The organism is Azospirillum sp. A26, from assembly GCF_042604635.1.
Classification (GTDB): Bacteria; Pseudomonadota; Alphaproteobacteria; order Azospirillales; family Azospirillaceae; genus Azospirillum; species Azospirillum palustre.
The window spans coordinates 205593-221044 of record NZ_CP170474.1 but is presented as its reverse complement, the minus strand read 5'-3'; the positions used below and the strand labels follow the sequence as shown (position 1 = coordinate 221044).

Below are 15452 nucleotides of genomic sequence, written 5' to 3'. Positions count from 1 at the left end.
GCAAACGCCCTGGATTCACTCCGCCGCAGTCATCACCCGTGCTGCCGGCTGCGGCAGCTTGCCGGACCGGAAGACCAGGACGGAGAACAGCCCAAGCGAGCCGAGGAGGAGCAGCGCGCTGACCGCGGCAACCGGCTCGAACGCGGCATAGCCGAGATGCAGCGCCGCCACCGCGACCGTAAGGAAGGCGGTGCCGACACTCCAGACGACGATCTGGGTCATCGCAAGACGGCTAGTTTCCAATGCCGGATGCAGGCGGTAAAAGACGCCGAACAGGAACAGCGACACCCAGCCCAGAAGATTTAGGTGCGCATGGGCCGGCATCAGGGTGTGATCCTGCGATGCCGCCATTCCGATGCCCATGCTGAGACCGGCGATTGCGAACAGGCAAGCCACCTTGAAACTTGTGGATGAAGTTTTCATTGCCCTGGCTCCGATTTCCCGCCCTGAAAGGTTCGTGTTCGAACGATGTCAGAGCACGAATCGGGAGTCCATGAAAAATCCACTTATAACCATTCAGATATCGTGGGCGGTTATTTTAAAAAATCCCGGATATCGTCCGGGATACTACGATCCATCAAGTCATGGTTCGTCACAACAACTTGTATCATCGGGCCGGGTGGAAAGTAAGCCGATGCCGTGAAACGGGTGCCTGGCAGCACCGGACGATTGCCGGGGATTGGACATGCGGCGACTGCGGTTGGTCCCAATTGCGTGCCCAGCCTAGCGGCAGGCATGGTTCCCTCCGAACGCTGTGCGATACGGGGCGCCATGAAGCGGGTATGGGTCGCCACGACCCTCGGACTGATCATCCTGTTGAACGGCGTGCTCGGTGGCCTGCTCTCGGCGGAGCACAGCGCCAGCGTCCAGTCCATGGTCGACTTGGCCTCGCTCACCACGGCCCACAGTGCCGAGCATATGGACGAGGTGCTGGAGATCGCGGACCGCACCATTTCCGTGGTGTCGGAATTCATGCGGGTTTCCGAACGGATCGCGGACCTCGAAGAGTTCGACATCCATCGTCTTCTGGTCCATCAGCACCGGATCACACCGATCCTGCGAAGCCTTTTCGTCGTCAAACCGGACGGGCGCCTGGGCCACGATTCCCGGACGCCGCATCCCGTTGGCATCGATCTGCATGACCGCGACTATGTCCAGTATCATTTGAGCGGCGGGGCGGACATCCTGTTCATCGGAAAGCCGGTCGTCAGCCGGACCGACGGCCAGTGGATGGTGCCGGTCAGCCGCCGGGTCGAGGACCGGTTCGGCCGCCTTGTCGGAATCGTCTCCGCAGCGCTCGACCCGCAAGTCTTCTCCGCGATGCTGAAGGCTTTTCCGCTGCCGGAGGACATGCAGGCGGCAATCGTTTCACCGTCCGGTTTCGTGTTCGGATGCCTGCCCAGCATGGACTGCCTCGGCCGCTCGGCCAGCGACTGGCCGCTGTTCCTCCACCACGGGCAGGAACCGGGGACGACCACCAGCACGACGCGAGGCTCCATCCTGCCGGGTGTGGCCGGTCCCGGCGCCTATCAGGTCAGTCCCCGCTACGGCATCATTGCGGCGGCGAACATCGAAACCCGGGAGGCGATCAGTGGCTGGCTCGGCCGTCTGCCGGTCTTTTTCCTGCTGGACCTGGTTCTGAGCGGCGGTGGGGCGGTGCTGTCCGCCACTCTCTACCGTCAGGTCACCCGGCGGCGGCGGGCGCTGCTCCAACTGGCCGAAGCCAACGCCCGGCTGGAACAGCGTGTGGTGGAGCGCACGGCCGCCTTGCAGCGCAGCGAAGAGCGGCTGACCGCCTTCGTCTCCACCGCGCGCGATGCTATGCTGGTGGTGGACGGCTCCGGCACCATCCAGTTCCTGAACCCTGCCGCAACGACCCTGTTCGGCTATGCCGCCGAGAACCTCATCGGCCGGACCATCGACCTGCTGCTGCCGTGCCAATTGCGCGACCTGAAGGACCCCGGTCACTTCGCGCCCCAGGAAATGGGAAAGCAGGCTGGGGTCCGTGAACTGATGGCGCGCCATCGCAGCGGTGTGGAGTTTCCGGTCGAACTCACGCTCGGCGCGTCGCACAGCGAGGGAGAGGCGATCTATGTCGGCGTGCTGCGCGACATCCGCGAGCGCAAGGCACAGGAAGAAAGGCTGTGGGAACTGGCCAATCTGGATCCGCTGACCGGGCTACTGAACCGCCGTGCCTTCATGGGCCGCGGCGCCGCGTTGCTGGAGGAGGTCTGGCGGCAGGGCCGGCCGGTCAGCGTCCTGATGATCGACGCCGACCATTTCAAATCGATCAACGACGGCTTCGGGCATCAGGCCGGCGACGATGTGCTGCGCATGCTGGCCGACATTCTCCAGGCGACGGTGCGCGGCGGCGATCTGCTCGGACGGCTGGGCGGCGAGGAATTCGCCATGATCATTCCGGGCGCCGACGGTTCCGACGCCGACCGCATTGCCGAGCTGCTGCTGGCAGACGTCCGTCAGGCGCGGGTGGCCGCGCCGGGCCGTATGCTGGCCATCACCGTCAGCATCGGCATCAGCGTGATGCGGCGGCGCAGCACGCTGGACGACCTGCTGGCGGCGGCGGATCAGGCGCTGTATGCGGCCAAGACCGCTGGGCGGGACCGGCGGGCCATCGCCGCCTGAGGGCAATACGAGAGTGCCGCGCAGGGGGGCCGTCCTGGGAGGCAGCCTGAAAGTGCAGTCCGAAGCGACGGACGATGCGCATCCTGGTCATCCGGGTCTGAGCGCGGGCTTTGCGGGAACGCAGGTGGGGGGTGCGGGGTTACCTTCGGGCACCTCAACGAACGGACCCCAGATGACCCTTCAGCAGTTCATGTCCTTCGCGCTGGTGGGCATCGTGGTGGCGATGCTGATCTGGAACAGGTGGCGGTTCGACGTGGTTGCGGTGCTTGCCCTGCTGGCCGGCGTGTTCCTGGGACTGATCCCCGCGAAGGACGCCTTTTCCGGCTTTGCCGACGACATCGTCATCATCATCGCCTCCGCCCTGATCGTCAGCGCCGGGATCGCCCGGTCCGGGGTGATCGACGCGCTGGTGCGTCCGGTGGCCGCGAAGCTCAGCACGCCGACGCGGCAGATCGCCTTCCTGTGCGGATCGGTGGCCTTCATGTCGGCGCTGATGAAGAACATCGGCGCGCTCGCCATCTTCCTGCCGATCACCATGCAGCTGGCGCGGCGGCATCGGACGGGCGCACACCGGGTGCTGATGCCGATGGCCTTCGCCTCGCTGATGGGCGGGCTGATGACGCTGGTCGGCACCTCCCCCAACATCATCGTCTCTCGGGTGCGGACCGAGATCGTCGGCCAGCCATTTTCCATGTTCGATTACCTGCCGGTCGGGCTGGGCATCACGGTCGTCGGGCTGCTGTTCCTGATGGTCGGCTGGCGCCTGCTGCCCCAGGATCGCAGCGGCGCCCGCTCGGCGGAGGAGACCTTCGCGGTCGAGAATTACGCCAGCGAGATGAGGCTGCCGGCCGGGTCCTCCTTCGTCGGGCGCACCGTTCGCGACGTGGAAGCCCTGGCGGAGGGCGAGGCGCAGGTGATCGGCCTGATCCGCGAGCGCTTCCGTCGCTATGTGCCGGACAAGCACTGGCCCCTGATGGCCGACGACGTGCTGGTGCTGGAGGGCGACGCCCCCGCCCTGCAACGTCTCGTCCAGGGCGCATCGCTGGAGCCGCTGGGTATCCTGGAGGGGGCGGAGGGCGAACTGCTGGCGGTGGAGGCGGTGGTGACGCCGGACTCGCCGCTGGCCGGCAAATCGGACCGCTCCCTGGATTTGCGCCGGCGTTTCGGCGTCAGTCTGCTGGCGGTCAGCCGGACCGGCGAGCGGCTCGCCCGGCGCCTGCACCATGTGATGTTCAGGGAGGGCGACCTGCTGCTGTTGCAGGTGCCGGCGGAGCGCTATCCGGATGCGCTGGCCGATGCCAACCTGATCCCGCTGGCGGAGCGCAGGCTGCAACTCGGCCGGCGCCGGCCGGTCTGGGTGCCGGTCGGCATCCTGGTCGTCACGATGCTGGTCCTCGGCTTCCATCTGGCGCCGCTGGCGGTCACCTTCCTGGCCGCGGCGGCAGCGATGATCGTCACCGGCGTGCTGAGCGTCGAGGATGCCTACCACGCGGTGGAATGGCCGATCCTCATCCTGCTGGCCGCGCTGATCCCGGTCAGCGGCACGCTGGAGAGCACCGGGGCGACGCAGGTGATCTCCACGCTGCTGGCCGATGCCGCGCGCGGTCTGCCGGCGGTGGCCTGCGTGGCGCTGATCATGGCGGCGGCGATGGCGGTGACGCCATTCCTGAACAACGCCGCGACGGTGCTGGTGATGGCGCCCATCGGCGCGGGCGTGGCGCAGCAGCTGGGGCTCAGCCCCGACCCGTTCCTGATGGCGGTCGCGGTCGGCGCCGGCAGCGATTTCCTGACGCCCATCGGCCACCAGTGCAACACGTTGGTGATGGGGCCGGGCGGCTACCGGTTCGGCGACTATCCGCGGCTGGGCGTGCCGCTGTCGCTGATCATCCTGGCGCTGGGCACTTGGCTGATCGTGACGTTTTGGCCGCTGGGTGGCTGAGAAGAGCGGCTGAGAAGGGTGGGGAACAACGGGAAGCCCGGCTCCGTTGCCCAAGCCCGGCCCCAGGTCAAATGTCCGGATGGCCTGAACAACGAGGATCAAGACCGTGCTGGTTTCCGAGATCATGGCGAAGGCGCTGGAGTTCATTTCACCCGACGCCACCGTGCAGGACGCCGCGACGCTGATGGGGGAACTGGATGTCGGCGCCCTGCCGGTCGGATCGGCCGACGACCTCGTCGGCATCCTGACCGACCGCGACATCCTGTTCCGCGTGGTGGCGGAGGGCGGCGACAACACGCGGGTGCGGGTGCGCGATGTGATGTCGAGCGCACTGTTCAGCTGCCGCGACACCGACACGCTGGCCACCGCCATGGACATCATGGGCGCCTATCACGTGCGCCGCCTGCCGGTGCTGGACGAGGGCGGGTTGGTCGTCGGCTGGCTGACGCTGAGCGACATCTCGCGCCGCATGCTGCTGGATACCGACACCATCCGCGAGGCGCTGAGCGAACTCAGTGCCAGCGGGCAGGACGTGTGAGGGGAGGGCGAAAGTCCCCCGCCATTCCCTTTACAGCCGCAGCCCCATCTGGCGGTTCAGCCGGACCACCAGATCGGCGGGCAGGCCCAGGCGCTGGGCGAGATAGCGCAGGTAGGAGCGGTTGATCGGCGCGTTCTTGTCGACCGTCGCCAGGGATACGGCGTAGAAGCGTGCGGCCAGCCGCGGGGAGTCGATCCGGCGGACCAGCTCCTCCAGGCATTGCGGTTCGTCCACCAACTGCTCCAGCCGGCTCCGGGCCTCCTCGTCGAGGCTGCTGGTGCCGAGCCTGCTCCGGATCCGGCCACGTTCAATCGTATCCAGCTCGCCGTCGGCCTGGGCGGCGGCCGACATGGCAAGCACCAGCAGATGGGTTTCATCCGCGTCGGCGGTCCGGAAGTCGGTGGGCGCGCGGTCGAGCAGCTGGTGGCGGTTGCGTAGATGGGCGTCGAGGATCTGCCGACCCAGCATCGCATGCAGCGCCGGCTCGTGGCCCAGGCGGGACTTCGGCGGAGCGGGATCGGCCCCGAGGGCGGCATCCGGGGCAGGCGCCTTCGGTGCGCCGGCGAAAAGGCGCTTCAGCAGGCCGGGGGAGGCTTGGGTCATTCCACGGTTACTCCCCGGCCGTTTGCGGGCGGCGTTGCATGGCGGTGTCGATCTGGGTCAACAGGCGGGAGAAATCGACCGGCTTGGGGTGATAGTCGTCGCAGCCGGCCTGCAAGGTCTTCTCGCGGTCGCCGGACATGGCGTGGGCGGTCAGCGCGATGATCGGGATAGCGGAGGTCTCCTGCCCCGCCTTCAGCTCGCGGGCGGCGGTCCAGCCGTCGATGATGGGCAGGTTCATGTCGAGCAGGATGACGTCGGGTTGCTCGCTGCGCGCCATGTCCACCCCCTGCCGTCCGTCGAAGGCGAGAACGACGTCGAATCCGCGCCGCTTCAGCCGGCGCGACAGGAAGTCCCAGATTTCCTCATGATCCTCGACCAGCAGCAGCTTAGCCATCGGTGCCTCCTGTTCCGTTCGTCGCGCCGGCGTCCATGCTCCGGTCCTGGGGGCCCCGGTCGGGGGGAGCGGGCCGCAGGCGTGCGATCGCTTCCTTCAACTCCTCGATCACCCCATCCGCTCCGTCCTCTGCCATCGGGATGATGTCCTGCACCCGGCCGCGCAGTTCCTCCGTCTCATCGCGCCCGATTGGCTGGGCGACAACGACAATGACGGGGATGTCCCGCCAGTCCGGGTTGCGGTCCAGCGCCTTGAGGAAGGCGAAGCCGTCCAGCCCGGCCATGACGGGGTCGAGCAGGATGACCGTCGGCAGGGTGGTGGCGAGACGGCTGAACGCCTCCTCCTCCGTTTCGGCCTCGGCGATCTGCCAGCCGTCGCGGCCCAGTTCGGCGGCCAGGAGGGTGCGGGTCTCGTCCGCCTCCATCATCACCAGCGCCGTGCCGGGCGCCTGCCCGCTGAGGCCGCTCAGCACCCGCTGCAGGCGCTGCCAGTCCACCGGCTTGGTGAAATAGTCGGCGGCACCCAGCGACAGGGCCAGCCCCTTTTCCCGGCGCGACGAGACGATGATGACGGGAATATCGGCAAGGTCGGGTTCGGCCTTCAGCACCGACAGCACCGACCAACCGTCGGTCCGCGGCATCATCACGTCCAGCAGGATGGCGCGCGGGCGGATTTGCCGGGCAATCGACAGGCCGGTCTGCCCATCGGCGGCCAGAGCGACGCCGAACCCCTCGCGGTGCAGGAAACGGGCGAGCAGCTCGCGCATCGCCTGCTCGTCGTCGATGATCAGGATCGTCTCGCGGGCGGCCTGGGACGGCGTGACCTCCTCCACGCTCAACGGGTCGGCATCGGCCGCGCCGGCCAGACGGCCGTGCCGCAGGTCTGCGGGAAGGCGGAGCGTGAAGCTGGTGCCCTGGCCCGATGCCGTGTCGACCGAAATCTCGCCGCCCAGCATGTCGGCGAAGGCCTTGGTGATCGCCAGCCCGAGCCCGGTCCCGCCGAAGCGCCGGGTGGTGGAGCTGTCGGCCTGCATGAAGCGTTCGAACAGCCGGCGGACCTGTTCCGGCGTCATGCCGATCCCGGTGTCGGTGACGCGGAAGACGACCATGTCGGTGGGCACGGCCTCATCCGCGCCCTGCGGGCTGGGAGCCGCCCGCTCCACCGACAGGGTGATGGTGCCGTCCTCGGTGAATTTCGCGGCGTTGCTCAACAGGTTGAACAGGCACTGGCGCACCTTCACCACGTCGGTGTGCATGGTGCCGAGCCCATCCGCCACCTCCACGGCCAGCCGGTTGCCCTTTTTCGACACCAGCGCCTCCACCGTCGCGGCGACCTCGCGCGTCAGCTCGGCGATGTCGGCGTCCTCGCCGTGCACCTCCATCTTGCCGGCCTCGATCTTCGAGATGTCGAGGACGCCATTGATCAGGTTCAGCAGGTGGCGGGCATTCGCCTCGATCTTCTCCAGATCGGGCAGCATGCTGTCGACGCCGAGGTCTGCCAGCTCCTCCTCCAGCATCTCGGTGTAACCGATGACCGCGCTGAGCGGCGTGCGCAGTTCGTGGCTCATATTGGCGATGAACAGGCTCTTAGCCCGGTTGGCCTCCTCCGCGGTGAAGCGGGCGGCCTCCAGTTCCTCCTCCACCCGTTTGCGCACGCTGATGTCCTGCATGGCGCCGATCATCCGCAGCGGTTGGCCGATGGGGCTGCGCAGGACGAAGCCGCGGTCGAGGATGCTGGCATAGCTGCCGTCGGCGCGGCGGAAGCGGTATTCGTCGTTCCAGCGCGTGCCGCCGCCGTCGATCACCGCATGGATGCCGGTCACCACATGGTCCTGGTCGTCGGGGTGGATGTGGTCCATCCACCAGGACGCGGAGGTCTCCGACGCATCGGCGCCATAGCCGAAAAGGGTGCGCACCGCCTCGTTCCAATGGATGCGGTCGGACGACAGGTTCCAGTCCCAGATGGCGTCGTTGGTGGCCTGCGCCGCCAGCCGGTAGCGCTCCTCCGTCTCGCGCAACACCTCCTCGGCGCGGCGGCGGGTGGTGATGTCGGTGTGGACGCCGACCCACTCCTGAACGGCCCCGTTGGCGTCGAGCAGGGGCACGGCGCGGACAAGCATGTCGCGATAGACGCCGTCGGACCGGCGCAGGCGGTGTTCCGTCTTGTAGATTGTCCGCCCCGCCCGCGCCGCGCGCCAGGCTTCCGAGGTGTGGGGGCGGTCGTCGGGATGGATGGCCTCAACCCAGCCGATGCCCCTCAGCTTGTCGAAGGTCTGGCCGGTGAAGCTGCTCCAGCTCGGCTGCGGGGCCTCGAAGCGGCCGGCGCCGGAGGTGTACCAGACGATGGCGGCGGTCGCCTCCACCAGCGAGCGGAAGCGCTCCTCGCTGAGGCGCAACTTCTCCTCCGCCCGCTTGGCGTCGGTGGTGTCCCAGGTGACGCCGATCAGCGTCAGGCTGCGTTCCGGCGTGCTGTCGGTCACCACCCCCCGCGCTACCGCCCAGCGGACCTCGCCGGACGGCAGCAGGATACGGAATTCGGCGTCATACTCGCCGCGCTCCCGCCGGGCGGTGTCGATGATCCCGCCGATCCGAGGCTGGTCGTCGGGATGGACGCGGCCGGTCACGTCGGAGCCGTTTATCGGCTGGTCCGCGGTGAAGTCGAAGATTTCGCGCAGACGGGCGTCGGCCTCGATGCGATCCTCCTCCAAATTCCACGACCATGCGCCGATCCGCGCGGCGCGCAGCGCCAGTTGCAACCGGCGCTCCGCCTCCATGATCCGGGATTCGGCCTTGCGCTGCTCGGTCACGTCGGTGTTGGTGCCCAGCCAGCGCAGGATGCGCCCATCCGGGCCGCTCACCGGCACGGCGCGCGACAGGAACCAGCGGTACTGGCCATCCCTGCCGCGCAGGGGGAAGGTGTCCTCCCACGGCTCGCCGGTGCGGATGGCGCGGAAGAAGCCGTCGGAGGCGCGTTCGACATGGTCGGGGTGGTGGACACTCCGCCAGTTCCAGCCCTCCGTCTCTCCCGGCTTGGCACCGGTATAGTCGTACCAGCGCCGGTTGTACCAATAGATCGCACCGCTGGCATCGGCCATCCAGGTCAGCTGCGGGATCAGGTCGGCGAGGCCGCGGAACTGGGCCTCGTTCTCGCGCAGCAGGGCTTCGGTCCGGCGGCGCTCGGCGGCATCGGCGGCGCGGTCGATGGCGCCGCCCAGCAGGTTGGCGACCCCCTGGAGGAAGGCGGCGTCAGCGGCGTCGAAGCGGCCCTCCCGGCTGCTGTCGACCTCCAGCACGCCGAACGGCGCGCCCTCGCTGCGGATGATGACGTCGATGACGCGCTTCACCCCATGGTCGGCCAGCAGATCGGGGCAGCGGAAACGGGACTCGGCGCCGAGGTCGTTGGCGATGACCGGCTCGCCGGTTTTCAGCGCATAGCCGGCGGGGGAGGCGAGGTCTGCGCCGACCGACCGCTTGCCGACCACGCCGGGATGCCAGCCGACGCCGGCGCGGACCAGCAGGCGCTCGGTGCCATCCGCCTCCCTCACCCGTTCCAGCGCCTTGCAAAATTCGGCCTCCAGCGCTTCGGCGCAGAGGGATGTGGCCTGCTGCAACAGATCGGCGAGGTCGGTGCTTTTCAGGGCGGCCAAGCCGAAGCGGGCCAGCAGGTCGTGCTGTCTCTCCCTGCGGGTGAGGCTGGCGGCAAGCTGGCTGCTGGACGGGGTGTCGGTCTGGGGCGCTCGGTCGGGGGGCATGAACCATGTACGGACGGGGAGGGACGGCAATGGAAACAGCCGGCGGCACCATTCGTTCACGGCGGCGTGCTAGGTACCCCTGACAGGGACGGCGTGTTGCGGCTTCCGGTCAGGCGTGCAGAGGGCTATTTTCCTTCGACCTGCGGAGCGGCTGCTCCGGTCCCTGGTCAGGCAGCCGTTCCCGCCACTGTACGAACACGAGGCATGGATGTCGAACAGCCTGAAATTCTACATCGACGGCGCCTGGGTGGATCCGGCGAACGGGCCCGCGACCGGGACGGCGGGCGCCACGACGCTCGACGTGATCGATCCGGCGACGGAGGAGGCCTTCGCCACCATCGCGATGGGCACGGCGGAGGATGTCGACCGGGCGGTCGCCGCGGCCCGTGCCGCCTTCCCGGCCTTCGCCGCCACCTCGCGCGAGGAGCGGCTCGCCCTGATGCGGCGTCTGCTGGAATGCTACAAGGCGCGCTACGACGCCGTCGCGGACATCCTGTCGCGTGAGATGGGCGCGCCGAAGACGCTGGCCCATCGCTCGCAGGCCGCCATGGGAACCGCCCACCTCTCCCGGATGATCGAGACGCTGGAAGGCTTCGCGTTCGAGGAACTGCGCGGCTCCACCCTGATCAGCAAGGAGCCGATCGGCGTCGTCGGCATGATCACGCCGTGGAACTGGCCGATCAACCAGATCATGTGCAAGGTGGCGCCTGCGCTGGCCGCCGGCTGCACCATGGTGCTGAAGCCGAGCGAGATCGCCCCGCTCAACGCCATCCTCTTCGCCGAAGCCGTCCATGAGGCGGGCGTGCCGAAGGGCGTCTTCAACCTCGTCAATGGCGACGGCCCGACGGTGGGCGAGGCCATCGCCCGCCATCCGGGCGTCGACATGGTGTCCTTCACCGGATCGACGCGGGCCGGCATCCTCGTCGCCAAGGCGGCGGCCGACACGGTCAAGCGCGTGCACCAGGAACTCGGCGGCAAGTCCGCCAACATCATCCTGGACGATGCCGACCTGAACCGCGCCGTGAAGCTGGGCGTCGAGGGCTGCATGAACAACAGCGGCCAGTCGTGCAACGCGCCGACCCGGATGTTCGTGCCGGCCGCCCTGCACGGCCAAGCGGTGGAGATCGCCAGGACCACGGCCGAACGGCTGAAGGTCGGTGCGCCGTCCGCGGCCGACACCCGGCTCGGTCCGGTTGTCAGCCAGATCCAGTACGACAAGATCCAGCGCCTGATCGAGACCGGCATCGCCGAGGGCGCCGACCTCGTCACCGGCGGCCCCGGCCGTCCGGAGGGGTTGAACCGTGGCTATTATGTCCGGCCGACGGTCTTTGCCAACGTCACCGACGACATGACCATCGCGCGCGAGGAGATTTTCGGCCCGGTGCTGGCGATCCTCCCCTATGGCAGCGAGGAAGAGGCGATCCGCCGCGCCAACGACACGCCCTATGGCCTCGCCTCCTATGTGCAGTCGGGCTCGCTGGAGCGCGCCCGCAAGGTGGCGGCGCAGATGCGCAGCGGGAATGTCTATATCAATCATCCGGCCTGGGATGCCGGCGCGCCCTTCGGCGGTTACAAGCAGTCGGGCAACGGGCGGGAATATGCCGATTTCGGGCTGGAGGAGTTCCTGGAGATCAAGGGGACCGTCGGCTACGCGCCCTGAAATCCATCCGTGATGGAGCCGTGTGCTCCACCATTCCCGGTGAGACCGGCCGCCCATGGTTGGGTGGCCGGCCAGGGTGCGCTGACCTGTGTTCCTCAAAACGACCGGATCATGGAAACGAGCATTCTTTGAACGCTCCGGCCTCATCGTCGGCCGGAGGGACCGCGCATGTAATGGCGTTCGGGCCGGTAGGACGGACGGAACCAGGACGGGAAGCGGGCCCGGACCCGTGCGCGCAACGCGGCGAGCATGTCGTTCATCTCCTTGTCGTTTTCATCTCGTTCGGTTGCGTCACTTCAGGCCCAACGCCGTGCGCACGGCTGCGGCGCCATCCTTGCCGTCGCGGGTCGACACGCCGGCCAGCCAGGGGCCTATCAGGTCGGGATGCGCCTTCAGATAGGCGGCCGCAGCGTCCTTGGGCGCCTTCTTGTCGTCCGTGATGGCGGCCATGATCTCGTTCTCCATCCCGACGGTGAAGGCGAGCTGGCTGAACAGGCGGTGGGTATTCGTGCAGTCGGTGCCGTAGCCGCGCCGGGACAGGGTGTTGACCGTGGTGCTGCCATAGTTCGGGCCGAAATAGGCATCGCCGCCGCTGAGATAGGTCATGTCGATCCGGGTGTTCATCGGGTGCGGCTGCCAGCCGAGGAAGACCACCCAGTCCTTGCTGCGCGTTCGGCGCACCGCCTGGGCCAGCATGGCCTGCTCGCTCGATTCGACCAGGGTCCAGCCTTCCAGCCCGAAATCCTTCTTGTCGAGCATGCGCTGGATGTTCTGGTTGGCCGGCGCCCCCGGCTCGATGCCATAAATTTTCTTCTCGAACCGGTCGCCGAACTTGGCGAGGTCGGCGAAGCTGTGCACGCCGGCATCGGCCACCGCCTTCGGCACCGCCAGGGTGAATTTGGCGTTCTCCAGGTTCGGGCGCACGATCTCGACGGATTTCTCGGCGATCAGCTTGTCGAGGAAGGTGGATTGGGCCGGCATCCAGTTGCCGAGGAAGACGTCGATCTGCGCGGTCTTCAGCCCCTGGAAAATGATCGGCACGGCGACCGTCTCGACCTTCTGCTGGTAGCCCAGCGCGCTCAGCAGCGTGCCCGCCACCGCATTGGTTGCGGTGATGTCGGTCCAGCCGGGATCCGCCATCCTCACCGTCTGGCAACTGGCCGGTTCCGCCGCCACCGCCGAAGAGGGCAGCGAGCCGGCCACCATCCCGAACACGGCCATCACGCCGGCCAGCGCCGCACGCCCTGCCGTCAAACCGCCCATTGCAACCCCGGGTCCATGCATGCTGCTTTCCCTCCTGTCGGTTGACGGTCGAGGTCCGGCGCGCCGTCGCGCCGTCCTACTGCGCAGGGGCGCCGGGACGCGGGAAGCGCGCCATGGCTTCCAGATCGTCGAGATCCAGATGGTTGCGCATATAGCTGGTGCCTGCATCGGTGAAAGGCTGGAAATCCCAGGAGCGATGCTGCCCCTGCCGCAGCGCGTCGTCGACCAGAAGGCGCAGCTGCTGGCTGGCGATGACCTCCCCATGCAGGCGCGCCAGATCCCAGCGCTGCTCCACTTCGGCGCGGTAGCCTTGCAGGGCATTGGCCGCCTCCGAGCCGGCGGCAGGCCGCTCCGCCCGGTTGGTCAGCTCGTCCGGGTCGTCGGACAGGTCGTAGAGCTGGTCGGGATCGGCCGGCGAGTGGATGAATTTTTCGCTGCCGCGCCGGATCATCACGATCGGGGCCACGGCGCCTTCGCCCAGATATTCGCCGATCACCTCGTCGTGGCCGCCGCTGCGCTGAAGGTGCGGCAGCAGGCTGCGCCCGTCGATGGGCGTCCGCAGGCCCGGTGCCGCCCCGTCATGGGCGAAATCGACCAGGGTCGGCAGCAGATCCATCGACGAGACCGAGGCGGCGACCCGCCCGGCCTGGAACCAGCCCGGCGTCCGCACGATCAGCGGGATGCGGCAGGCGGACTCGAAGAAGCTCATCTTGTACCACAGGCCGCGTTCGCCCAGCATGTCGCCATGGTCGGACAGCAGGACGACGATGGTGTCCTCGGCCAGCCCGGTTTCCTCCAGCACGGTCATGAGCCGGCCGATCTGGTCGTCCACATAGGCGACTGACCCGTAATAAGCGCGGCGGGCATTGCGGATCTGCCGTTCGCTGAGGGGCATCTCGTCCATGGCACAGACGTGGCGCAACCGCCGCGAATGCGGGTCCATCTCGTCAGGCGCCAGGGTGACGCGTGGCAGCGGCACCTCCGCGTCGGTGTGGCGGTTCCAGTAGCGCTCAGTGATGGCGTAGGGGTCGTGCGGGTGGGTCAGCGACACCACGAAGCAGAAGGGGCGTTCCCGCCGGCCGCGGGCGATGTCGTACAGCTTGCGCTCCGAGGTGAAGACCACCTCCTCGTCGAAGTCGAGCTGGTTGGTGCGCAGGCAGGGACCGGCATCGCGCACCGAACTCATGTTGTGGTACCAGCTCGGCCGTTCATCGGGCCGGGTCCAGTCCGGCGTCCAGCCGAAATCGGCCGGATAGATGTCTGTGGTCAGCCGTTCCTCGAAGCCGTGAAGCTGGTCGGCCCCGCAGAAATGCATCTTGCCGGACAGGATCGTCCGGTAGCCCGCCAGCCGCAGATAATGGGCGAAGGTGGGGACGGTCGACGGGAGTTCGGCGGCGTTGTCGTAGGCGCCGATGGCCGAGGGCAGCCGTCCCGACAGGAAGACATAGCGCGAGGGCGCGCAGAGCGGGCTGTTGCAGTAGGCGCTGTCGAACACCACGCCGCCTTCCGCCAGCCGGTCGATGTTCGGTGTCCGCACCGTCGGGTTGCCGTAGGCGCCGAGTGCCTGCGGGATCATCTGGTCGGCCATGAGGATGAGGATGTTGGGACGCCGCGCCATATCCGCCTGCTTCATACCGTCTGTGGACAGATCGTTCGTGGAGGATAGAATTGACGAAGCGGGCAGGGAGCGTGAAGCCCCTGTCTGATCATGCTGGCATGAAGGGTGCTCATGGGAAAAGACCGCCTGCCGCCGCTGCGCACCCTGCTGTTCTTCGAGGCGGCCGGCCGGCTGCTCAGCTTCAGCGCCGCCGCCCGCGAGCTTGCCTGCACCCAGTCGGCCGTCAGCCATCAGATCGGCTGGCTGGAGGCCGATCTGGGGACCCCGCTGTTCCGCCGCCTGCATCGCGGGGTGGCGCTGACGCCGGACGGCGTACGGCTCTACGAGGCGACGCGCGATGCGCTCGATGGCATCGGCGACGCGGTGACCCGCATCCGTGACCGACGCCGGCCGGGCGTCCTGAACGTCGCCACCGATTTCGGCTTCGCCGCCGGCTGGCTGCTGCCGCGCCTCAGTGCCCTGCGCCAGCTTCTGCCCGAGCTGGACGTGCGGATCGTGACGATGCAGACCGCAATCGACCTGCGCCGGGAAGCGGCAGACATCGCCATCACCTTCGGGCACGGCCATTGGCCCGGCTGCGAAGCGGAACTGCTGTTCCCGGAACGGGTGCTGCCGGTCTGCAGCCCGGCCTTCCGGAGGAGCCGCGCTCCGCTTGCCGCCGAGGGCGCGGGTAACCCGGCCGACCTGTCGTCTCTGCCGCTCCTGCATCTGGAAAGCGTCGGGCCGGCCGCGTGGTTGTCCTGGGGCGACTGGTTCACCTTGTACGGTCTGCCGATGCCGGCCGGCGGCCAGGAGCTGACCTTCAACAACTATCCGCTGGTCTTGCAGGCCGCCCTGATGGGGCAGGGGGTGGCGCTGGGATGGAGCCCGCTGATCGACGACCTGATGCGGGACGGGCATCTGGTCTCACTGCTCGATCGGCCGATCCAGACGGAACGGGGCTATTTCCTCGTCGTTCCTATCCGGCGTGGGGCGGATGAGCGCCACGACCGCTTTCGCCGCTGGGTGGTCGAGGAAAGCCGGCGGGACGGAGCCGCATGATC

The 15452-nt window shown here is 67.9% G+C and carries 11 protein-coding genes; 5 read left to right on the top strand and 6 right to left on the bottom strand.

Annotated elements, in window-relative coordinates:
- Positions 1–15 precede the first annotated feature (15 nt).
- Positions 16–423, bottom strand: coding sequence for a hypothetical protein (locus ABNQ39_RS24725; RefSeq protein WP_109050918.1), 408 nt, complete (start codon positions 421–423; stop codon positions 16–18).
- Between the two features lie 348 nt (positions 424–771).
- Between ABNQ39_RS24725 and ABNQ39_RS24720 the strand changes: the two genes are divergently transcribed.
- From ABNQ39_RS24720 to ABNQ39_RS24710, 3 genes are all read left to right on the top strand, one after another.
- The gene (locus tag ABNQ39_RS24720) at positions 772–2643 is read left to right on the top strand and encodes a diguanylate cyclase (protein WP_376963056.1); all 1872 of its coding nucleotides are present in this window, start codon (positions 772–774) and stop codon (positions 2641–2643) included.
- Positions 2644–2815: 172 nt separating this feature from the next.
- Positions 2816–4582, top strand: coding sequence for an SLC13 family permease (locus ABNQ39_RS24715; RefSeq protein WP_376963054.1), 1767 nt, complete (start codon positions 2816–2818; stop codon positions 4580–4582).
- A 106-nt stretch (positions 4583–4688) separates the two neighbouring features.
- Positions 4689–5120 carry a CBS domain-containing protein gene (locus ABNQ39_RS24710; protein ID WP_376963052.1) on the top strand — a complete coding sequence of 144 codons (432 nt, stop codon included), beginning with the start codon at positions 4689–4691 and terminating at the stop codon, positions 5118–5120.
- Between the two features lie 30 nt (positions 5121–5150).
- Here the strand turns inward: ABNQ39_RS24710 and ABNQ39_RS24705 are convergent, their stop codons facing one another.
- From ABNQ39_RS24705 to ABNQ39_RS24695, 3 genes are read right to left on the bottom strand one after another with little or no spacing between them, the layout of a single operon-like run.
- A complete protein-coding gene (locus ABNQ39_RS24705; RefSeq protein WP_376963049.1) occupies positions 5151–5723 on the bottom strand; it encodes a DUF533 domain-containing protein in 573 nt (190 codons plus the stop codon).
- Between the two features lie 7 nt (positions 5724–5730).
- Positions 5731–6117: a response regulator gene (locus ABNQ39_RS24700; RefSeq protein WP_376963047.1), complete on the bottom strand. Its 387-nt coding sequence runs from the start codon at positions 6115–6117 to the stop codon at positions 5731–5733.
- Entirely contained in the window at positions 6110–9868 is a 3759-nt protein-coding gene (locus tag ABNQ39_RS24695) for a PAS domain-containing protein (protein WP_376963044.1), read from the bottom strand. Before ABNQ39_RS24695 ends, ABNQ39_RS24700 begins: the two co-directional genes overlap by 8 nt.
- Positions 9869–10076: 208 nt before the next feature.
- Here ABNQ39_RS24695 and ABNQ39_RS24690 point away from each other — a divergent pair, with 208 nt between their 5' ends.
- The gene (locus tag ABNQ39_RS24690) at positions 10077–11528 is read left to right on the top strand and encodes an aldehyde dehydrogenase family protein (RefSeq protein ID WP_376963041.1); all 1452 of its coding nucleotides are present in this window, start codon (positions 10077–10079) and stop codon (positions 11526–11528) included.
- Between the two features lie 291 nt (positions 11529–11819).
- On the opposite strand, the gene choX is transcribed toward ABNQ39_RS24690, so the two are convergent.
- Both choX and betC read right to left on the bottom strand, forming a co-directional pair.
- Positions 11820–12791, bottom strand: coding sequence for a choline ABC transporter substrate-binding protein (gene choX, locus ABNQ39_RS24685; RefSeq protein WP_376963038.1), 972 nt, complete (start codon positions 12789–12791; stop codon positions 11820–11822).
- A gap of 76 nt (positions 12792–12867) precedes the next feature.
- Entirely contained in the window at positions 12868–14409 is a 1542-nt protein-coding gene (betC, locus tag ABNQ39_RS24680) for a choline-sulfatase (protein WP_376963036.1), read from the bottom strand.
- 111 nt (positions 14410–14520) lie between these two features.
- Here betC and ABNQ39_RS24675 point away from each other — a divergent pair, with 111 nt between their 5' ends.
- The gene (locus ABNQ39_RS24675) at positions 14521–15450 is read left to right on the top strand and encodes a choline sulfate utilization transcriptional regulator (protein WP_376963034.1); all 930 of its coding nucleotides are present in this window, start codon (positions 14521–14523) and stop codon (positions 15448–15450) included.
- Positions 15451–15452 lie beyond the last annotated feature (2 nt).

Bases quoted from the DNA above. Each gene is read 5' to 3' on its own strand.
- ABNQ39_RS24725 (WP_109050918.1), bottom strand. From the start codon at position 423: ATGAAAACTTCATCCACAAGTTTCAAGGTGGCTTGCCTGTTCGCAATC.
- ABNQ39_RS24720 (WP_376963056.1), top strand. From the start codon at position 772: ATGAAGCGGGTATGGGTCGCCACGACCCTCGGACTGATCATCCTGTTG.
- ABNQ39_RS24715 (WP_376963054.1), top strand. From the start codon at position 2,816: ATGACCCTTCAGCAGTTCATGTCCTTCGCGCTGGTGGGCATCGTGGTG.
- ABNQ39_RS24705 (WP_376963049.1), bottom strand. From the start codon at position 5,723: ATGACCCAAGCCTCCCCCGGCCTGCTGAAGCGCCTTTTCGCCGGCGCA.
- ABNQ39_RS24700 (WP_376963047.1), bottom strand. From the start codon at position 6,117: ATGGCTAAGCTGCTGCTGGTCGAGGATCATGAGGAAATCTGGGACTTC.
- ABNQ39_RS24695 (WP_376963044.1), bottom strand. From the start codon at position 9,868: ATGCCCCCCGACCGAGCGCCCCAGACCGACACCCCGTCCAGCAGCCAG.
- ABNQ39_RS24690 (WP_376963041.1), top strand. From the start codon at position 10,077: ATGTCGAACAGCCTGAAATTCTACATCGACGGCGCCTGGGTGGATCCG.
- choX (WP_376963038.1), bottom strand. From the start codon at position 12,791: ATGGGCGGTTTGACGGCAGGGCGTGCGGCGCTGGCCGGCGTGATGGCC.
- betC (WP_376963036.1), bottom strand. From the start codon at position 14,409: ATGGCGCGGCGTCCCAACATCCTCATCCTCATGGCCGACCAGATGATC.
- ABNQ39_RS24675 (WP_376963034.1), top strand. From the start codon at position 14,521: ATGGGAAAAGACCGCCTGCCGCCGCTGCGCACCCTGCTGTTCTTCGAG.